Origin of the sequence: Sivoneniella epilithica UHCC 1019 (assembly GCF_040830845.1) — a bacterium.
Lineage (GTDB): Bacteria > Cyanobacteriota > Cyanobacteriia > Leptolyngbyales > Leptolyngbyaceae > ULC077BIN1.
The window spans coordinates 1-19,009 of record NZ_JBFPDP010000034.1 but is presented as its reverse complement, the minus strand read 5'-3'; the positions used below and the strand labels follow the sequence as shown (position 1 = coordinate 19,009).

The following is a 19,009-nucleotide window of genomic DNA, read 5'->3' as shown; positions in this document are numbered from 1 at the left end:
CATCGACGATCTTCACCGGGGCGCTTTTTTCGGGGGCTTGCTCACGGGCGGCTGAATCACTGTTTTTCCATCTTTTTCAAGAATCTTGCCGCCTAGCTTTTCGATCTCTCGTTTTGCCCGCTTTTGAGTTTGCTGATCTCCAACCATTTGGGCTTGCTCATAAATTGATCCCCACGAAAAAACGCGCACAGGAATGCTATTGGGATCATTCCGCAGAAATTTTGCCGTCCCTTGAAAAAGCGGTGCAAGATCCTCATCCGGCGTTCCTTTTACCCACTTAGCCGCCATCTCGTGGGAGAGAATCGAGCCAGGAATATCGCCTTGCAGCAATAATTGATCCAACCCCATAAACCGCCAAACTTGAAACGCTTTTGGGTTCGCCGCTGGAGAGAGCGCTGCTGTACCTCGCTTCATCAAATCAACGGCAAGATCGGGCTTGCCCAATTGGTGAGACACGGCACCAGAAACAAACATATACACATCAACAAACCGAGGATCAAGCCGGGTCACAATGTCCAAATACTTGGGGCTTAAGGAATAGCCGGTTTTTTCGCGTGCGTCATCATCGCCATAGTATTGCAAAAAGTTAAGAAATACCCAGTCTGACACGACATTATCAAACCCAAAGGTTGGAGCGCGGCTTAATAGCTTGAGTTTTAGGGCTTCTTGTTCTTCAGCTTTCTTGGGGTTTTCTGCCCATTGAGATGGCTGATCAAGCTGCGATCGCTGCATCAAAATGACCCCAACCAGTGCAGCAAGGGCGATCGCACCCAGCCCAAACACTCTTAGCCATTTTGGATTATTTTTATGCTTCAAAAGCGCCATCTGCTATCCTTCGGCAAAATCCTGCCGACTGCTCAACTCAATGTAGTTGAATTTTACTGTGCCGACCTACTCACGGTAGCGTAAAACCAAACTATGTAAAGTGATGAGTTGGCATCGCCGCTTCACTTGAAGACGCGATCGCGCCATTTTGTCAACAGATTCGTTTCGCTGAAGCCGCGTCCCAATAGGATAAACAGCACCAGCATTCCTTGAATCACTCCAGACAACGACGATTCTAAATTGAGGGCGAGGGGCAATTGCAAACTGCCTACGTTGAGGGCGCTGAAAAACAAAGCCACTGGGAAAATCAGCCAACCATTCATACCGATCAGCATGGCAATCAGCAGTGATAAAAAACCGAGATTGCTGGAAATGCTAGGAATCAGGCGATGGTATACGGTAAGGACTTGCAAAGCTCCAGCGATGCCTGCAAAGCCACCGCAGATGGCAAAAGCACTGAGTAATTGTCGAATCGAGGGAATGCCCAGCACGTAGGAGGCTCGGAGATTTTGCCCCACGGCTCGCAACTGCAAGCCAAAATAGGTGCCGCGCAGGGTGATCAACGTCAAAATGACTGCCGCGATCGCAATCAGTAGCGCGATAGGGCTGGCATCCGTGTTGGCGATCGTCGGTAGCGATAGCGAATCTGGAAATGGCTCTGTGCCGCTCATGGAAGCCACACCTTCCTTTTTCCAGGGACCAAAGACGAGATAGAGCGCTAACCCATCAGCCACAAAGTTTAGCCCCAATCCCGCAAAAATTTCGTTGACCCGTCCATAGACGTTCAGTACACCCGCCAAGATGCCCCACAGCACGCCACCCAAACCACCTACCAAAATCGCCAGTATCATGACAATGGCAGGCGGTAAACTATCTTGAGTCAAACGCATGATTGCTGTTGCTGCGATCGCCCCCGAAGTAATTTGTCCTTCAATCCCCAAGTTATACAGCCCAGCCGTGAAGGTAAACAATAGCCCGCTGGTACACAGCAGCAACGGCACTAATGTAGCGATTACTCGTGCGATGCGATCGGGTGTGCCAAAAGCCCCTACTGCCACGTTGACAATCACCTGTGCGGGAGAGCCGCCTGCTAGGGTAATTAAAATTGCTACCAGGAGTAGGGCGATCGTGAGAGAACCAAGTTGATAAGACAGCGTTTTAGACATGGAAATTGGGCAACAGGCACAAAAACTAACGGGCTAGAAGACGCAACTCAACGAGGATAGGCAGATGATCAGAGCCAATTGCTGCACCAACCCGAACACTGATGGGTTGCAAAGAGCGGACTAAACAATGGTCAATGGGGATTCCTAAAATCGCTACTAACCATGCTGGAAATTCTACACCGCGAATGGCGGCTGGAAAGGTGGGTAAAATACCAAAACCCTGACGAACATTGTGTAACCCAGTTTGGTGAATGAATTGCCGATAGTAAGGCGACCACGGGGTGATATTGAAATCGCCTAACAAAATCATAGGAGTGTTCAAATCTTGCACATAGCGACTAACGGTTTCAAGCTGTTGATTACGATCGCGAAATAGCCTGGGTAACGGTGGAGGCGGATGAATTGCTATGAGGGTGATAGTTTGTCCATTGAGTGTCAGAGTTGCAGCGAGATGAGGGCGATCGGTTGGGGCTAGGAAGTTGGTAGAAATCGAGGTCAAGGGCGATCTGCTGTAGAGCAAAATATCAAAATTTTGAGGGGTTGAGCGATAAAAATAAGGAAAAGTATTGCGTAGAACTTGTAAATGTTTAACCCAATCATCATTCGTTTCTAGAAAGACTGCCACATCGGGCGACTCGATTTTGACTAGCTCTAGCACGCGATCATAATTTTGATTGCGGATGTTTACATTGACCGCTAAAACTTTCAATGTAGATGAATGAGAGGCTGGATTTTGGGAAGTAGGAATATACCAAACGAGTAAGTCAACACTTTGAAGCGCAAGGCAAAACAGGGAGATTAAAATCCAGGTTCGACATCGGATTTGCACCAATCCGATCGCAAGTACCAGACTGAGCAGAGCATACTGCAATTTAAAATGAGTTAGCAGTTCCAGGTAAGAATTCCAAGCTCCATAACTGACGAATGACAACCCGGTTAGCAGCACCACTCCAGCTATCATTCCCATGCCAAACCGCTGCACTGTCTGATTCATACTTCATCCTGGTTTATGGGGCATCCCTTAAAATAGGTAGAGTGGAGTCTTCAAATCTGCCGCCAATTAGTTGACCGAGTGCTTCAACGGTCAGGGTTGCGGTTGCAATCGGCTGAGACACTTTGCCGCTAGAAAAGACGATCACGCGATCGCTATATTGCATGATTTCATCTAGGTCGGACGACATAAACAAAATCGCCGTGCCGCCTTGACACCGAGCAATCAACTGCTGCCAAACCCATAGCGTTGATTCAATATCTAACCCGCGTGTCGGATGCTCCATCAACAGCAGGTTCAGCGGCACGGGCAAGAGCGCTAACTGAGTGCGCTGTTGGTTGCCGCCGGAGAGCCGCTCGACCTTTGAATTGGGTTTGCCGCGAATATTAAATAGGGCGATCGCCTGCTGGGTTTGTTCAAGGGTGCCTTGCCAATCGACAAACAGCCCTTTGGGTGGCGTTTTCAAGGCAACATGTTCATGAATAGTCAGCCCTCGGACTAGCCCATCCTGCAAGCGATCGGCAGGAGAATAGCCCACTCCGGCTTTCAAAAAAGCTGGGTAAGGCTGCTGGGTCAGGTTAACGCTATCAAGTTGCAAGGTTCCTGTAGTCGCTTTGAGCAACCCCGCACAGAGCAACAATAGTAACTGTTGTCCGCTCCCTTCCAGCCCTGCCAGCCCAATCACTTCGCCGCGATGCACTGTTAAATCCGCGATCGCTAGGGTTTGGCGATCGTCCCCAAAGTCAATATCGCTTAGCTGTAAAGCAATCGCTGCTTGTCGGGTTTGAGGCTTCAGCGGCAGTGCCAATTCTCGCCCAAACATCAGGTCGATCAACTGGCGATCGGATGCCGGAATGGGCAGATTTCCCATCACTTTTCCGTGACGCAACACCGTCACCTCATGGCACAGTGCCTCCACATCTTCGAGCTTATGGGAAACAAAAATCACCGATTTTCCTTCCACAACGAGTTGCTTCATTGCCGCAAAGAGAGCCGTTTTTTGATCCGCCGAAATGCCCGTTGTGGGTTCATCCAAAATCAGGGTTTGCGCGCCCAACGAGAGTAACCGCAAAATCTCTAGCTGCTGCCGTTCGCCCACCGTCAAATCGCTAACTTGGCGGTGAATATTTAAATCAAAGTTGAATTGGGTCGCAAGAGCGGTCAGATTTTTAGCAGCTTGACGACGATTGAGAAACAACCCACCAGAGTTACCTGCCATGAAATTGTCTAAAACCGACAGGGGCGGAAAATCCAGCGGGTCTTGGTGCAACATGCCGACCCCAACCTGAATAGCGTCGGCAGGCGTGCGAATTTCAACCGGGATGCCGTTGAGCAACACCTGACCGCGATCGCGCCCAATAAATCCGCTTAACACCTTCACCAGCGTACTTTTTCCGGCTCCATTTTCTCCCAAAAGCCCATGAATCGTGCCCGCCGCCACCCGCAGAGACACGTCTTCATTTGCCTGAACGGTGCCAAACCGCTTTGAGATGTTCACCAATTCAACGTTCATGAGTTCGGAGGTGCGAGTTCGGAGGTGCGAGTGCAAAGTTAAAAGTGCGAAGTTGAGAGTGCAAAGTTAAAAGTGCGAAGTTGAGAGTGCAAAGTTAAAAGTGCGGAGTTGAGGGTTGTTAGCATTTCAATTCTCTCGCCCCTCACCCCTCACCTCTCTTACTTACTCGATCCCTGCATTCCAGCCAGCAGTTGAGGCATGTACCAAATCTGCTGATCGGTTGCTTTTTCTCCCGCTTTGAGAAACGGTGTACCATCTTGATAATTCAGCGCCCCTTTGTAAAGGTCAGTACTACCGTCGCCCAGTCCTTTAATAAACTCAGCCATTATCGGGGCTTGGTCACCTAGCGCTTTACCATTCATAAACCCGATCATAGAATCCGCACCGTTTAGGTCTTTAAAGTTGGGACCGAGCCAAATAAACTCATTGGGCATCTTCCCCGCGATCGCTGTTTCAATCGCAGTCGTATAGGATGGCACCCAATTGTAGAACGGCACACCCAGGCAAATGTCCGGGGCAAGATTGCACCCTGTCTTCAAGTCGTAATGGACAAACTTTACACTTTTGCCTGCTGCCGCAGCTTTTTTGCCCTGCACCGCCACTTCAGGGGTATCAATTCCCGACATTACTACGTCATAACCGCCATTGTAAAAATCATCGGCGACCTTCGTGGGGTCAAGGGTTTTACCGGGAATGTTGAACCAGAAACCAATCCAGGTGACTTTAAATTGCAAATCTTTGACATCTTTTTTGCGATAGGTTTCCCAGCAATGTTTAGCTCCCAAGTAGGCAGCCGACACATAGCGCCGGGTTTCATCGTTAATTAAGGGTCCGACATAGCCGATTTTGCCAGTCTCACTGCCCAAAGCAGCCGCGCAACCTGCCATCATCTTGCCGTATTCCATCCGTCCCATGATGTTGCCAAAGTTGGGCTGATTTTTGAAGTTTTTGCCTTCTTTCCAGGCATAGTCTCCAGAAGCATGAATGATCGGTAGGTCAGCATATTTTTTTGCGGTTGCGAGGGCATCGTCTTTAAAGTCATCGGAACTGAAGATAATCAGTTTTGCCCCTTTAGAAATCAAATCGTCAGCCACCTGAGCGCCTGTAACGTTGGGGCGATCGCCCGGATTCACCTTATCCACATATTCCAGCTTAATCCTCAAATTTTTGGCAACTTGTTCCATGCCTTCATAGTGCGCTTGGTTCCAACCGCCATCATTTTTAGGACCCACAATTACCAGCCCCACTGTAAAATCTTGGGCGCTTGCGGTGGGAGCGGGAGAAGTAGTTTGGGTGGTGGGCGTGGGGCTACTACACGCACTTAAGAAGGCTGCTAGCGATGCAATGTGCCAAAAGCGCTGAATAATCTGTATTGAAGGAGCTAGGCGGGGAAAAAATACGCTAAAACAATTCATTTTTTTGGGTTTCATTCACTTTCACACTCAGAACTGAGAATAGTTAGGTTTTATTAGCAGAGTAGAAGATTCTAGAAAGAACGGGAAGTAGCGTACTGCCAACTTTGGGAAAACACAAAGGGTTTTGTTCTAATTAAGGCGATCGCTCAACCTAGAAAATGTATTCTAAATAACTTTTAGCGGATTCCTTCAATGAACCAAGATTTTCTAATCAAAATTTTCGGCAAACCCAACTGCAAGATGACGGTTTCCCTCAATGTCGTTCAGTCAAGCTCGCTTTAAATTAAAAACATGGATCAACAAACGCACTGGTTGACATCAAAAATGATTGCCTTTGTGCCTCCATCTAGAGTTCTTTAATCCCATTGGCTGCACTTTCAATGAGTCAAGTTTTGAAGAATTCTACAGGATGTTTTATTGACGCTTGTAATTTCTTAAGGTGAGTAAATTATGACCCTAATTCGTTGGCAACCCTGGCAAGAAGTAGATACCCTTCGTCATCAACTTGATCAACTCTTTGATGAGTTATCTCCTGTGAATCGTGGCAATAGTTTACGAACAAACGGAGCAAATTGGGCTCCCGCGATCGAACTCAAAAGCACAGAAACAGACGTAGTTCTTCGGGCTGAATTACCCGGAATCGAAGCAAAAGATCTGGATGTTCAAGTCAGCCGCGACACCGTTTCTATCTCTGGTGAGTACAAATCTGAAACCAAAACAGAAGATCATCAAGTGATTCGTTCTGAGTTTCGCTACGGCAGTTTCAAGCGAGTGATTTCATTGCCCAATGCGGTTCAAAATGATCAAGTTCAAGCCGAATTCAAAGATGGCATTTTGACTCTAACTTTACCTAAGCTAGAAGCCGATCGCCCAAAAGTAGTCAAGGTAAATCTTGAACCAGCCTAGAGTGTTTTTTCAACCGCTCTATTTGTGAGTGCTATTTGTGAGTGCTAAGTAATATAACGAGAGGATTGAGTCTTTCCAAACTTAATCCTCTTTTCTGTATAGGTTAAAAAATATTTCTTAGCGAACCCACTAGCATTTTTGGCGGCAATTAGGGAATCTTGAATGCAGAATCGCTACTCTGGAAGTAGCATCGTCGCTCAATATCCTGAAAGCAGATAGGGGAATCCCTATTCCATATTCCATGTCACATCTTCCGCCCGAAAATTTAGTTTCTGAAAAGTATTTGCTTGAATCGGCTCCCCATATGGACATTGATCAATGGCTTGAACGCCTGCGCCACAGCGATCGCGCTCTTTATAACTCAATGGCGCTCGAAGTTTGGTCGATCGCCCGCACCATGGACAACCTAATTCCTGGGTTTTGGAGCCGCTTTATGGAAAATCGTCAAACAGCGCTTAAACAATTTGTGATTCAACAGAAAAGAGAAGGAAAAAAGGGGAGTAACGAATGATGAATGTCGAATGTCGAAGGGGGCAACTGATGATAAACATCGAACTTTTGCTTTGTCTCCCATCATTTGCCACTTGTCATTTGTCCCTCGTAACTCGGCATTCACAACTCGTAATTCGTAATTCGTCCCTCGTAATTCGCAATGAACTCTACATCGACTCTTTCCGTTTGGCAACAGCTTAAAAATCGCGAGATCACTTGTGAGGAAGCGTTGCGATGGCTTGTGGATGAAGAGGGAACCGTGACCCTCAGCTTGTTGGATGTGGAGGTTAGCTATCGATTTCTGCGGGAGTTTCCCGATCGCTCGACATTGCCGCCATTGTTGCCGCTGTTACTTTGGCAAAACTGCTTTTATCTCGGCTGTCCGGTGCCTGTTTCGTTGGATACGATTCGGCGATTGAGCGATCGCACCTTCACTAACATCAAAATCATTCCGGTTACCGACAAAAGCTACACCACTTGGTATCGCACTCAAAACATTGATGCGAATCGCCTCAGTTCTCAGCCGTTCATCAATCCGCTGACGGGGGAGCATGAGCAGGAAAACATTAGCGAGATTACCCGTGAACTACTGGCAAAAGCCGTCGATCAAATTGGGCGAATCAAAACCATCATTTCGGGAGCATTGCGGAACCGTGCTAGTGATATTCACCTGGAACCGACGACTGACGGCTTGCGAATCCGCTATCGAATCGACGGCATTTTGCGAGACATTACCCTGCTACCGCCAGAGATTAGCCGACGGGCGATCGTGGCACTCAAAGTCATGGCAGATATGGATATTGCTGAAAGTCGCCGCCCCCAAGATGCCCGAATTGGAGACAAATATACCAGCGGATCGGAATCAGATTTGGGGCTGGATATGCGGGTTAGCACCTTGCCCTGTGTTGGCGGTGAGAAAGCGGTGATTCGGCTGCTGCCCCGCGAAAATCCCTTTGCTGGCATGGATGAATTAGGCTTTAGCGATCGCACTCTCACCATTTATAAAGGCTGGCTGAAGCAACCCCAAGGCATGATTATTTTCACAGGACCCACTGGCTCCGGCAAAACCAGCACCCTATACACCAGCCTCCAAACCGTTGCCACCGAATATGTCAATGTGGTGACTGTGGAAGACCCGGTGGAATATATTTTGCCGCGCATTACCCAAACCCAAGTACATGAACTGGCGGGAATGACCTTTGCCGCAGGGCTGCGTGCCATCTTACGGCAAGACCCCGACATCATTATGCTCGGCGAAATTCGCGATCATGAAACCGCTGAAACCGCTTTCAGAGCCGCGCTGACTGGGCATTTAGTCCTAACCACGCTCCATACCAACGATGCGGCTAGTGCGATTCCCCGGCTCAAAGATATTGGTCCTGATCCCGGTTTGATTAGCGATGCGTTGTTGGGCATTGTGGCACAGCGGCTCGTTCGCAAAGTGTGCCCCCATTGTGCTGTACCCTACACGCCTACGGAGTTTGATTTGAAGCTGTTAGGCATTCATCCAGACCAGGCAAAACCAGAGGAATGGCGGGTGGGCAAGGGCTGCGCTCGGTGTTTCCACTCTGGCTATTCAGGGCGAGAAGCAATTATCGAACTGCTGGATGTGGATGATACGCTGCGGCAGATTATTTATGAAGGCACGATGACTCAGATGTATCGCTATCTGGCAGAGTCGGGGTTTGAGTCGTTTCGGATGGCTGCGATCGCCAAAGTCACTCATGGTATCACCACGATTCAAGAAGTGCTGCGCGTTTTGCCCCACAGCGCCATGAGCCGCCGCTCTGTTAATCTATCCTGAGAGTCTTTACTGCAAAATTATGGTTACATCGCTAAAAGCTAACTCACATGAAGGGAAATCGTATGTTGTCCATTAAAGGCAAATTTCAAGGCGGAGTTGCTCAACCTCTAGAACCTGTATCCGGGCATGATGGTCAGCCTGTAATTATTACGTTTTTAGAGGCGGAAAAAATTTCATCTCAAGATGACTCAGGATGGAATAAGTTGATGCAAATTGTTGACCGCTGTACGGTGGATACTGGCATTGATGATCTGGCACATCAGCATGATCATTACCTTTATGGCAAATCCCAGCAAGAGTAATGCATGACCAAAATTTTTGTCGATACAGCCGCTTGGATTGCACTGCTCAATAGTCGAGATCAGTTACATGCCTTGGCTAAACAAGTGATGCAAGATCTTTATCAACACAAGGCGACTCTAGTGACAACAGATTTTGTCTTACTTGAGGTTGCGGACGCTCTCTCTGATCCTCCGATTCGTACTCAAACCATAGATTTTGTAGATAGTTTGCTGCAATTGCCACCATCTCCAGCGCTACAGATTCTCCCAGTAGAGCGCACTCTCCTGCTGGATGGTTGGAATTTATATAAGCAGCGATTGGACAAAGGTTGGGGCTTAACAGATTGCATCAGTTTTGTGGTCATGTCCCGCGAGCAAATTACTCAAGCTTTCACATCCGATAAGCATTTTGACCAAGCAGGCTTTACCCGGTTGCTCTAAGTATGAAGGATAAAAAGCAAACCTCAAAATCTTAGGGGCGATCGCCGTGTGAAGGTATCGTTACCTCTTGAGGACATTACTATGATGGTTACATTACTAACAGAAATTTTATGTTTACATCACTGCCAGAAATTACGGTTGAGGAATTGGCGACTTTGCTAGCGGCAAAGGGCGATCTCCAGTTTGTGGATGTGCGCGAACCTCAAGAACTGGAATTGGCTCAGCTAGAGGGCTTTGTCAACTTGCCCCTGAGTCAGCATGGCGAATGGTCAACCGATATTCACAGCCGCTTAGATGTCACGAAGGAAACCTTGGTGCTTTGCCATCACGGGATGCGCTCTGCCCAAATGTGCCAGTGGCTCATGACTCAAGGTTTTGAGAACGTCAAAAACGTGACGGGCGGCATTGATGCGTATTCCTGTGTGGTTGATGCTGCCGTTCCCCGATATTAGGATTAGGTCGCTGTTAGGATCAATGCAGTGGCAGTGCAACAACGTTCCCCTTTATAGTGAATAGAGCAGTCATCTACGCAATCGTTCGCTGAGAACGCCTTTCATTCAGCATTTGACTAATACTGAGTTTTTATCCATAAGCGATAAGCCGTGCGATCGCTCCGAATGTCGTCCCTTTAGAATTCGCGCTTACCCTCATGTCCTTACCGATTAAACTTACAAATCGTCAGCAGCAAGTGCTTTGGGCAACCGTTCGCCACTATATTGCCACCGCCGAACCCGTCGGTTCTGAAGCATTGCTCAAGGAATATAACCTAAGCGTCAGTTCTGCGACGATTCGTAACTCGATGGGGATGCTGGAAAAAGTTGGACTACTGTATCAACCTCACATTTCAGCGGGACGAGTTCCTTCCGATTCGGGCTATCGAATTTATGTAGATAAGTTGCTGACTCCCTCTAGTGACTTTGCACTTGAGATAGAGCATTTATTGAGCGATCGCCTCACCCGTGAAGATTGGAACCTGGAAGCGATGCTGCGGGGAGCCGCCCACATTTTGGCAACCGTCAGCGGCTACATTGCCCTGATTACCATGCCTCAAACCTATACAGCGCGGCTGCATCACATTCAACTGGTGCTAGTTGATCCAAATCGGGTCATGCTGATCTTTGTCACCGATTCCTATGAAACCCAGTCGGCTCTACTGGATCTAGCAACGGGTGAAGACAATACACCAGCCGAAGCGGAACTCTTGGAACGTGAATTGCAGATTTTATCCAACTTTTTGAATAGTCACCTGCGCGGACGGGCGATCGCGGAGCTAACCCAAATGGACTGGACTGAACTCGATCGCGAATTTCAACGCTACGGCGATTTTCTTAAAAATATTTTGACCGAACTCACTCGCCGCTCTCAGTCTCCCGCGCCCACCCAACTGATGATGAGTGGATTATCGGAAGTAATGCGGCAACCCGAATTTTCTGAAGTCCATCAAGTTCAAACCATTGTGCATTTGCTAGAAGATGAGCAAGATCAAATCATTCCCCTGATTTTTGAACCTTCTCCCTTTGGCAAGCGCGTCTCAATTCGGATCGGATCGGAAAATTCTCTAGAACCGATTCGCGCTTGCACCCTGATTTCATCCACCTACTGCAAAGGCAAAACCCCCGTGGGCAGCGTTGGCATGTTGGGACCCACACGCATGGTGTATGAAAACGCGATCGCCCTAGTAGAAGCCACCGCCGACTATATTTCAGAAGCGATTAGTTAGGAAATAGGGAATGGCGAATGGCAAGTGGCGAATGCCAAAGGTTGAACTTAAAACTCAAAATTCAAAACTCAAAACTCTTACGGTACGATGCAAGAGCATCCACACCGTTAAAACAGTTCCTATGGCTCAGTCTGAAATTGGCGTTGCGATTGTCGGCACGGGCTTTGGTCAAAAAGTCCATATTCCTGGATTTCAGGCACACCACCGGACTCGGATTGTGGCGGTCTATCATCGAGAGTTGGCAAAGGCTGAGGCGATCGCTCAAACTCACGCTATTCCTCATGCCTGTCAAAACTTGGAGGCGATCGTAGCGTTGCCAGAGGTTGAGGCAGTCAGCATTTCGACCCCGCCGTTTCTGCATTACAAAATGGCAAAAACGGTGTTGAATGCAGGAAAACATTTGCTGCTGGAAAAACCGACGACGCTGAATCTGGCAGAGGCAGAGGAATTGCATCAGATGGCGATCGCCAAGAACCTCGTCACCACAATGAATTTTGAGTTTCGCTGCATTCCGGCGTGGCAGCGTTTGCAAGAATTATTGGCTGAAGGCTATGTCGGTCAACCCCGACTGATTAAAGTAGATTGGCTGGTTTCCGGTCGAGCCGATGCTGCGCGTCCTTGGAATTGGTATGCCCAGAAAGATTTGGGTGGTGGCGCTTTGGGGGCGATCGGCTCCCACACGTTTGATTATATTGCTTGGCTGTTCGGCTCAGTGCAGCGGCTGAATGCTCGATTAAGCGTGGCAGTAACCCAGCGCCCCGATCCGCTCAGCGGTGTGCTGAAACCCGTCGATGCGGATGATGTGTGTCAGATCATGCTGGAGTTGACTGATGGAACACCTTGTCAAATCACGCTGAGTGCGGCAACCTATCAGGGACGGGGACATTGGCTGGAGGTGTATGGCGATCGCGGCACATTAATCCTGGGTAGCGACAACCAAAAAGATTATGTCCACGGCTTCAAACTTTTGGGCAGCCAAGCCGGAGAACCGCTTACACCCCTTGAAATTCCCGATCGCCTCGCGTTCCCGCGCACCTGGGACGATGGACGGATTGCGCCCTTTGTTCGCATTATCGATCGCTGGGTGCAAGGCATCGATCAGGGCAAATCCCTAGCACCGTCATTGCAAGAAGGCGTGTATTCTCAACTGCTGATGGATCTCACCCATCAATCGAATCACCATGGAACCTGGAGCGAAGTTCCTCAATCCTATTGAAGCAAAGTAGGGGCGCGGCATCTGGGTGATTTTCTATGGAACCCCCTCCCAATCTTGCTACCAAATGCCACGCCCTTACTGATCCGCAGGCAGATTGAGCGCATCATCGATCAAGAGTTTTTCTAGCAAATTGGAAACTTCGGCAGCGTGATTCATCACCATCAGATGTCCGCCTTTTGCCAGGATGTAATCCGGATTAACAAAGCGCAGTAAAAAAATGCGATCGCTCGCTCCATGAATATGCTGGAGATTTTCAGGAATCACATCATTTTTCCAGGTCACCACTTTATGGAATGACCATTTCAGAAAATGGGGATCAATATCCAGCAAAATTGCTTTGAGCATCTGCCGTTCATCCACCGTATTCAAGCTGAAAAACCAATAGGCAAGCCAATATCCCGCCCAAAGCAAACTTTTAAAAGGGAAGACGCGATGGATAGGAAACCAGCGAAACATCTTGAAGTAAAAAGGAACTTCACAGCAGGTTTTAGTGCTAGAAATTAAGACTACTTTTTCGGTTTCAATCTGTTTGGCAATTTCAACCGCCATAATGCCACCAAAGGATAAGCCCACAATAATCGGGCGATCGCACTGGATTTGGGCAGTCAGGCGCTTCGCATACGCTTGAATCGGCTCCCCTCGTTGTGGTTGCACCCAATGAATATGAATAGGTCGATAGCCCTCACATTTCAACAGTCGAAACACCCGCTCATCGGTGCCTAATCCGCTGACAAAGTACACATCCTTAAGCGCTTTCTCAAGTTGATCCGTTGCCTCAGCCTGCCGAACAATTTCCTCTACCACTTGTGCAGGAGTGTGAGCTAGTTCAGCTTTTACCGACTCTAGAACAGCATCAGACTGGATTTCTGTCATCGCGATCGCTCTCTTAAAAAGCCCGTTTCTCTATTGTCAGGTTTTGCCCCAAAAATGCAATCAATCACACAACATAGGGTTGGCAGGTGAGGGCGATCGCTCCCCTTAAAATCCGCAAAATCCGCATAATTACGTTGAGTAAAATTTTTGATCAATAGAGAATTATTTGATAGGTATCCTATCAAATAATTCTTTTTGCATACTTTTTGCATAACTGATGAAATAAACAGCGATAGATGATCACAGGCGTTTTAACGGGAGCCATCCGCTTTTTGTACTGAGCGGATGGCTCCCAAAAAATGTCAATAGCTTGATGTCAATCAATCAGTTGATTTGGAGTGAGGCATGATCAAATGAGACATAAAACCATAAAACCCGCGATCGCCATCGGGATAGCATCGCTTAGCTTCGTCGGCAGTATAGTCTTTCCTGAAATAGTCAAGGCAGACCTGAAGCAGCCCATCGATAGCGTCCGAGAGATCGACTTATCGCTGCCTCTAGCAGATCCGTTATTAGAAGAAAACTCAGATTTAGAACAAGTCACCTCTGTCTCGCAATTAACCGATGTCAAGCCAACGGACTGGGCATTTCAGGCACTGCAATCGTTAGTCGAGCGCTACGGATGCATCGTCGGCTACCCTGACAAAACCTTCCGAGGCAATCGGGCGCTAACCCGCTACGAGTTTGCCGCTGGTTTGAATGCCTGTTTAGACAAAATCCAAGAATTGATTGCTGCGGCTACAGCAGATTTTGTCAAGAAAGAAGATTTGGAAATAGTCAAAAAGTTGCAAGAAGAATTTGCCGCAGAACTGGCAGCCCTCCGAGGACGGGTCGAGGGCTTGGAAGTTCGGACGGCGACCTTAGAAAAGCAACAGTTCTCGACCACAACTAAACTATTTGGTCAGGTCGTGTTTGGCGCGCAGGGGCGAACGGCGAATACAGCCGATCTTTTTCCGAGAGATGGCGTTAAAGATGCACGCGACCCCGGCACCCAAATCAACACCATTTCCAACGTTCAACTCAGTTTATTGACCCAATTTACCCCGCGCAGCATTTTGCTCACCGGGCTTCAGGCAGGCAGTGGCAGCACCCGTCCTTCCTTAACCAACAATATTCAGTTGGGCTTTGAAGGGGATACGGGTAGTTCTGTGTTAGTTAGCGATTTGACTTACCGTCAGCTTATTGGCGATCGCTTTGCTGTGATTGTTGGAGCCGAAGGAGTTAACGCCGTCAACGTTTTTCGGGGTGCCAACCGAGTCGAAAGCGCAGGATTTGGTCCCTTATCCGCTTTTGCTCAACGCAACCCGATTATTAACCTGGGGGCAGGTCGTGCTGGTGTTGGGTTTGACTGGCAAATTGCCTCACGAGTGAGCTTACAAGCACTCTATTCAGCCGGAGGCAACCCCAATTCTCCTGAAGCGAAACAAGGCTTATTTAATGGACGGAATACTGTCGGTGCCCAGTTAACAGTTGCGCCAACGAGAACCCTTGATATTGCTTTAAATTATCTCCATTCCTACTCACCAGGCGGTTTTCTAGGATTTTTGGGCACCGGGGTAGGAGATGACCAAGTTAGCCTAGGCGGTCCCATTCAAACGAATGCGGTTGGAGGAACGATTTCCTGGCGAATCAGTCGCAAATTCACGCTAGGGGGTTGGGCGGGCTATACCAGCACGTCGATTTCAGGGTTTTCCGGCACTGCCGAATCGATTAATTGGATGGCATTCCTGAATTTTCCCGATCTATTTGGCAGGGGAAATTTGGGCGGTATCTATGTGGGGCAACCTCCCCGCATTTTTAATAGCAACCTCCCAGCAGGGGCAAATATACCGGATCTATTCAACGGGGGCATCGGTGCTGCTGGGGGGCAACCTAGTTCAACGACTCATATTGAGGGGTTTTACCTCTTTAGAGTCTCTGACAATATTGCGATTACACCGGGAGTCATTGTGATTCTCAATCCCCGGAATACGTCTACGAGCGACTCGATCGTCATTGGTGCTATCCGAACCACGTTTACGTTTTAGGGCTGCATTGCCTGTCTAAATTACCCCATTCTTAACCCATTGAGGATTATTACTATGCTGAGACGATTGGTTCAATCTGCATTGTTTGTGGGAATTGTTGGAGGTTTAGCGATCGCGCCATCATCCAAGGTGAACGCTCAAATTGCAGTAACAGGTGGCACTATTTCTTTCAAGGGCAGCCAAATTTATGTGCCCGATATTAACTCCAACCTTGGCGCTGTTATCTACAATGGCACGGCAGGAGTTCTCGTCCGCACCTCTGCCATTCCCTCAATCAACAACACCGTGTTGCTCAGAGGCGGTATCTTGCCAACGCTTAACACCTGCCCCTGCTCAGCACCTCAAGTGAGCGATACCGGAACTTGGCTGACGACTCTCACCTTCGTTGGACGCTCATCAGCGGGTGAGCCGACCTTATTTGCCAACATTCCCGCCGAGCTAAATTTCACCGTTACCGGACTCGCTCCCACTGGAATAGAGACAGCGATTGATCGATTTGAATCCTTTCCAGTTTTACTCACTGAAACCGGCGTAGCCGTCAATGCGTCCTCTTTTGGCGGAGTCCAAAGAACGACACCCGTCGTATTTGTTGAGTTTGGTGACATCCCGTCCTCCAGCCTAGTCAATTTTGGGATTGCTTCTGTCACTCCTGGAGTTAACTATCCAGCAGATATTGCGGCGACGATTACGAGCGGCACAATCAGTGCCCCTCTAGCCAACTCTTTCGGTGGAGTCAATTCATCTCCTCCTGGAAGCAGCGCCAGCAATAATGGTAGTAATGGCAGTTTTACAGTAGTTTCTTCAACTTCCGTGGGGGCTTTCAATTCTGTAACCAGTATCTACTCGGTTTATGGTCCTAGCCGTAGTAAGCCTGATTCTTCTAACCAAAATGACGACGCAAAGATAGGAGAATCTGATTCTAATTCAGATGATAAGAATGAATTTAAAGACGATCGCGAGACAATCTTTGTGGATCGCAATACCAAGACTCGCTATGTAGTAGTCGGTTTACCCAGTCGAGTCTTTCCAGGCGTGATTGGCGTAGAAACCGTTAAAATTAAATAAAAGCTGTATTCAGTTGTTCCGCTCAACCGATTCTCTTTGATGTTGAGCGGAATCAACATTTCATGGTCAATTTAACATAGAGGATGCGATAGATCTGAGGTTAAGACCCTGACTGAGTAAAGCTTCTACAACTCAAAACTCAAAACGGTATCAGTTGGCTCCTAGCGATCGATTCGATCTATGCTCTAGCTTGCCTTTGCCTCACCAAAAGGGCATAAGAGGCAACACCGTGTCATGCGACAATGGGTAGAAGCAATCAAGAGGCGATCGCATGAGTTTCATACAGTTAGACCCCCATTAATACTTGCTCAGCAACCTGGTTAACTCCATAGCGAACCAGCGCTTTGCTAACTAAACGCATCAAATGATTTATAGAGTGAAGCAAGTGAAGCAGCCGATGCGATCAAGTTATCTGATTTAGCAACTCAGACACCCTTCTGTATTTTGCTGGCGTCAGTTTTAATTTCAATAAAATTTCGCTGCAATGGCAAACGGCAAACTACTATCTCTGTTGACTAGCATAGGCGTGTGGGCGGTGGGCGGACTGCTCGGAGGGTTGGTTGGCTCTCTAGCTGCGGTGCTGTTGACCGAGTCGATTAAAAGTCTCCTTGCTACGGTTTCGGGATTAAGCACCGTCTGGCTGCTGCTGCTGCCATTGCTTGGCGTGACGCTAGCTGTGCTGATATTGCATGGACTGGACGATGGCAAAGCTGTTCAGGCATTAGTCCCCCGCAGAGTCGCTCTCCCCAAGCGATCGCTTTCTCCACCCACTTGGTACTCCTTCCCCCGCGACGTTGCCCGCGCAGACCTGACCGCCGACGTAGTGGCTACGGCTGGAGCCGAAGAGCGCTTCCCCTGGCATCTGGCACCGGTGCGTGCCCTTGCCATTTTGTCTACGGTCGGGCTGGGTGCGGCGATGGGCACAGAAGCCCCAGCAGCCCATCTGGGTGTTGCGGCGGGATCTTGGCTGGGCAGCATGCATCCAGCGTTACGCCGCTTAGTACAACCTGCTGCGATCGGAGGGGGTGCCGCTGGGGTAGCTGCCCTGATGGGAATCCCGCTAGTGGGCAGTTTCTTCATGCTTGAGCTAAGCCAACGACGAAAGGTGCCGATTACCCTAGAACGGGTCACTGCGGTGTTGGTGGGTGGGCTGGTTGGATGGGGACTCAACATTGCTTTTAGGCTCGATCTGATCCGGCTTGTTGTGCCGAAAGTTCCCCCTAGTGACATTTGGGATGCGGTGGGCGCGGCGCTGTTCATCGGGGCGATCTCGGGTGCTGTTACGTCGTTTTCCGGTGAGGCGATCTACTGGGCGCGGGGCTGGAAGGCTAGACCCGTCATTCGGCTTCTGGTTGGTGCCTTGGCTATGCTAGCTTTCGCGGCAGTGACAGCGGTGGTTGCTTCACCCGCAGCGGCATTTGGTCCGGGAGGAGCAGCTATCATCTGGGCTGAAACCGTTCAAACGACTCCCTATCACCTGCTAGCCGTAGCCTTACTCTGTGCCGCCTCTACTGTTGCGGCTGTCGTGGCAGGTGGCTGTGGCGGAGTATTTGTACCTTTTCTGGCGATCGGCGACCTGAGTGGTCGGGTGTTTGCAGACACTTTCGGGGTGCCGCCGGATCTGGCAGGTGCGGCAGGTGCAGCAGCCGGTATTGCTGGCGGCTATCGACTCCCGTTTACCGCTATGGCAATGGTGCTGGGGATCGGTGGACCACAATCAGCCAAGCTCACTTGCTTTGCCACAGTTTTCGTTGCCACCATTTCTGGATTGATGACTGCAAAGGTTGCCAATAAACTCTCCACTTCTCTGCTTGCCAAGATTCGCCAAATGCGATCGCCAGAGGGCTAAAGCCGCAGACTAAAATTTAGTAAAACCGCTTCACCAGTCAAATTGGCTGGCATCTTTTGGATATCGACGGTGTGTCCAATCCGATAAATTTCAACCCATTGATTCTGGGGATTGATCAGCCAACCTAAGCGAACGCCATTCTCTAAATATTCCTGCATTTTGGCTTGTAGTTCTGTCAGGCTATCGGTTGCACGCAGTTCAATCACAAAATCGGGGGCGATGGGTGGAATTTTGCGTCGCTGCTCCGGAGACAGTGCTTCCCAGCGGTCTTTGCAAATCCAGGCAACATCGGGCGATCGATTTGCTCCATTCGGCAACTTAAAGATTAGCGAAGAACTGAAGACATAGCCTAGTAGGCTGTCAACTTTATTTTGGTGGATAGATGGGAGAGAATAGAGCGGCAGCTACCTCTGAACCAATCATGC

At 48.9% G+C, this 19,009-nt stretch carries 18 protein-coding genes; 11 read left to right on the top strand and 7 right to left on the bottom strand.

All coding sequences use genetic code 11. The annotated features are described in order from the left end of the window. Positions 1 to 12: 12 nt before the first annotated feature. The 5 genes from AB3R30_RS18395 to AB3R30_RS18375 all read right to left on the bottom strand — a co-directional run bounded on the left by AB3R30_RS18395 (position 13) and on the right by AB3R30_RS18375 (position 5,925). Entirely contained in the window at positions 13 to 825 is an 813-nt protein-coding gene (locus AB3R30_RS18395) for a hypothetical protein (RefSeq protein ID WP_458650666.1), read from the bottom strand. A gap of 122 nt (positions 826 to 947) precedes the next feature. Beyond that, positions 948 to 1,991, bottom strand: coding sequence for an ABC transporter permease (locus AB3R30_RS18390; RefSeq protein WP_458650665.1), 1,044 nt, complete (start codon positions 1,989 to 1,991; stop codon positions 948 to 950). Positions 1,992 to 2,016: 25 nt separating this feature from the next. Beyond that, a complete protein-coding gene (locus tag AB3R30_RS18385; RefSeq protein ID WP_458650664.1) occupies positions 2,017 to 2,985 on the bottom strand; it encodes an endonuclease/exonuclease/phosphatase family protein in 969 nt (322 codons plus the stop codon). A gap of 13 nt (positions 2,986 to 2,998) precedes the next feature. Continuing rightward, positions 2,999 to 4,495: an ABC transporter ATP-binding protein gene (locus tag AB3R30_RS18380; protein ID WP_458650663.1), complete on the bottom strand. Its 1,497-nt coding sequence runs from the start codon at positions 4,493 to 4,495 to the stop codon at positions 2,999 to 3,001. 158 nt (positions 4,496 to 4,653) lie between these two features. Beyond that, complete coding sequence (locus AB3R30_RS18375; protein WP_458650662.1) at positions 4,654 to 5,925, bottom strand: BMP family lipoprotein; 1,272 nt, start codon at positions 5,923 to 5,925, stop codon at positions 4,654 to 4,656. Between the two features lie 435 nt (positions 5,926 to 6,360). On the opposite strand from AB3R30_RS18375, the gene AB3R30_RS18370 reads away from it, so the two are divergent. The 8 genes from AB3R30_RS18370 to AB3R30_RS18335 all read left to right on the top strand — a co-directional run bounded on the left by AB3R30_RS18370 (position 6,361) and on the right by AB3R30_RS18335 (position 12,770). Further along, positions 6,361 to 6,816 carry an Hsp20/alpha crystallin family protein gene (locus AB3R30_RS18370; RefSeq protein WP_458650661.1) on the top strand — a complete coding sequence of 152 codons (456 nt, stop codon included), beginning with the start codon at positions 6,361 to 6,363 and terminating at the stop codon, positions 6,814 to 6,816. Positions 6,817 to 7,057: 241 nt separating this feature from the next. Continuing rightward, positions 7,058 to 7,327 (top strand): hypothetical protein, encoded by a 270-nt coding sequence (locus AB3R30_RS18365; protein ID WP_458650660.1) that lies wholly within the window; start codon positions 7,058 to 7,060, stop codon positions 7,325 to 7,327. 141 nt (positions 7,328 to 7,468) lie between these two features. After that, a complete protein-coding gene (locus AB3R30_RS18360) occupies positions 7,469 to 9,112 on the top strand; it encodes a GspE/PulE family protein (protein WP_458650659.1) in 1,644 nt (547 codons plus the stop codon). Between the two features lie 62 nt (positions 9,113 to 9,174). After that, the gene (locus tag AB3R30_RS18355; protein WP_458650658.1) at positions 9,175 to 9,414 is read left to right on the top strand and encodes a hypothetical protein; all 240 of its coding nucleotides are present in this window, start codon (positions 9,175 to 9,177) and stop codon (positions 9,412 to 9,414) included. A 3-nt stretch (positions 9,415 to 9,417) separates the two neighbouring features. Further along, positions 9,418 to 9,834, top strand: a complete 417-nt coding sequence (locus AB3R30_RS18350; RefSeq protein ID WP_458650657.1) for a type II toxin-antitoxin system VapC family toxin — start codon at positions 9,418 to 9,420, stop codon at positions 9,832 to 9,834. Between the two features lie 110 nt (positions 9,835 to 9,944). Next, on the top strand, positions 9,945 to 10,286 hold the full coding sequence (locus tag AB3R30_RS18345) for a rhodanese-like domain-containing protein (RefSeq protein WP_458650656.1): 342 nt from the start codon (positions 9,945 to 9,947) through the stop codon (positions 10,284 to 10,286). A gap of 197 nt (positions 10,287 to 10,483) precedes the next feature. Further along, the gene (gene hrcA / locus AB3R30_RS18340) at positions 10,484 to 11,554 is read left to right on the top strand and encodes a heat-inducible transcriptional repressor HrcA (protein WP_458650655.1); all 1,071 of its coding nucleotides are present in this window, start codon (positions 10,484 to 10,486) and stop codon (positions 11,552 to 11,554) included. A gap of 121 nt (positions 11,555 to 11,675) precedes the next feature. Then, positions 11,676 to 12,770: a Gfo/Idh/MocA family protein gene (locus AB3R30_RS18335; protein WP_458650654.1), complete on the top strand. Its 1,095-nt coding sequence runs from the start codon at positions 11,676 to 11,678 to the stop codon at positions 12,768 to 12,770. Positions 12,771 to 12,845: 75 nt separating this feature from the next. Here the strand turns inward: AB3R30_RS18335 and AB3R30_RS18330 are convergent, their stop codons facing one another. Continuing rightward, complete coding sequence (locus tag AB3R30_RS18330) at positions 12,846 to 13,643, bottom strand: alpha/beta fold hydrolase (protein ID WP_458650653.1); 798 nt, start codon at positions 13,641 to 13,643, stop codon at positions 12,846 to 12,848. Positions 13,644 to 13,996: 353 nt separating this feature from the next. On the opposite strand from AB3R30_RS18330, the gene AB3R30_RS18325 reads away from it, so the two are divergent. The 3 genes from AB3R30_RS18325 to AB3R30_RS18315 all read left to right on the top strand — a co-directional run bounded on the left by AB3R30_RS18325 (position 13,997) and on the right by AB3R30_RS18315 (position 18,584). Further along, positions 13,997 to 15,670, top strand: coding sequence for an iron uptake porin (locus AB3R30_RS18325; RefSeq protein ID WP_458650652.1), 1,674 nt, complete (start codon positions 13,997 to 13,999; stop codon positions 15,668 to 15,670). 54 nt (positions 15,671 to 15,724) lie between these two features. Further along, positions 15,725 to 16,735 (top strand): hypothetical protein, encoded by a 1,011-nt coding sequence (locus tag AB3R30_RS18320; RefSeq protein WP_458650651.1) that lies wholly within the window; start codon positions 15,725 to 15,727, stop codon positions 16,733 to 16,735. 484 nt (positions 16,736 to 17,219) lie between these two features. Beyond that, a complete protein-coding gene (locus AB3R30_RS18315; protein ID WP_458650650.1) occupies positions 17,220 to 18,584 on the top strand; it encodes a chloride channel protein in 1,365 nt (454 codons plus the stop codon). Here AB3R30_RS18315 and AB3R30_RS18310 read toward each other — a convergent pair. Next, the gene (locus AB3R30_RS18310; RefSeq protein ID WP_458650703.1) at positions 18,581 to 18,964 is read right to left on the bottom strand and encodes a Uma2 family endonuclease; all 384 of its coding nucleotides are present in this window, start codon (positions 18,962 to 18,964) and stop codon (positions 18,581 to 18,583) included. The genes AB3R30_RS18315 and AB3R30_RS18310 overlap by 4 nt on opposite strands. Positions 18,965 to 19,009 lie beyond the last annotated feature (45 nt).

Excerpts from the sequence above, each read along its gene's own strand:
- AB3R30_RS18385 (WP_458650664.1), bottom strand. The coding sequence starts at position 2,985 with ATGAATCAGACAGTGCAGCGGTTTGGCATGGGAATGATAGCTGGAGTG.
- AB3R30_RS18380 (WP_458650663.1), bottom strand. The coding sequence starts at position 4,495 with ATGAACGTTGAATTGGTGAACATCTCAAAGCGGTTTGGCACCGTTCAG.
- hrcA (WP_458650655.1), top strand. The coding sequence starts at position 10,484 with ATGTCCTTACCGATTAAACTTACAAATCGTCAGCAGCAAGTGCTTTGG.
- AB3R30_RS18330 (WP_458650653.1), bottom strand. The coding sequence starts at position 13,643 with ATGACAGAAATCCAGTCTGATGCTGTTCTAGAGTCGGTAAAAGCTGAA.
- AB3R30_RS18325 (WP_458650652.1), top strand. The coding sequence starts at position 13,997 with ATGAGACATAAAACCATAAAACCCGCGATCGCCATCGGGATAGCATCG.
- AB3R30_RS18395 (WP_458650666.1), bottom strand. The coding sequence starts at position 825 with ATGGCGCTTTTGAAGCATAAAAATAATCCAAAATGGCTAAGAGTGTTT.
- AB3R30_RS18315 (WP_458650650.1), top strand. The coding sequence starts at position 17,220 with ATGGCAAACGGCAAACTACTATCTCTGTTGACTAGCATAGGCGTGTGG.
- AB3R30_RS18365 (WP_458650660.1), top strand. The coding sequence starts at position 7,058 with ATGTCACATCTTCCGCCCGAAAATTTAGTTTCTGAAAAGTATTTGCTT.
- AB3R30_RS18335 (WP_458650654.1), top strand. The coding sequence starts at position 11,676 with ATGGCTCAGTCTGAAATTGGCGTTGCGATTGTCGGCACGGGCTTTGGT.
- AB3R30_RS18320 (WP_458650651.1), top strand. The coding sequence starts at position 15,725 with ATGCTGAGACGATTGGTTCAATCTGCATTGTTTGTGGGAATTGTTGGA.
- AB3R30_RS18370 (WP_458650661.1), top strand. The coding sequence starts at position 6,361 with ATGACCCTAATTCGTTGGCAACCCTGGCAAGAAGTAGATACCCTTCGT.
- AB3R30_RS18350 (WP_458650657.1), top strand. The coding sequence starts at position 9,418 with ATGACCAAAATTTTTGTCGATACAGCCGCTTGGATTGCACTGCTCAAT.
- AB3R30_RS18345 (WP_458650656.1), top strand. The coding sequence starts at position 9,945 with ATGTTTACATCACTGCCAGAAATTACGGTTGAGGAATTGGCGACTTTG.
- AB3R30_RS18390 (WP_458650665.1), bottom strand. The coding sequence starts at position 1,991 with ATGTCTAAAACGCTGTCTTATCAACTTGGTTCTCTCACGATCGCCCTA.
- AB3R30_RS18355 (WP_458650658.1), top strand. The coding sequence starts at position 9,175 with ATGTTGTCCATTAAAGGCAAATTTCAAGGCGGAGTTGCTCAACCTCTA.
- AB3R30_RS18360 (WP_458650659.1), top strand. The coding sequence starts at position 7,469 with ATGAACTCTACATCGACTCTTTCCGTTTGGCAACAGCTTAAAAATCGC.
- AB3R30_RS18375 (WP_458650662.1), bottom strand. The coding sequence starts at position 5,925 with ATGAAACCCAAAAAAATGAATTGTTTTAGCGTATTTTTTCCCCGCCTA.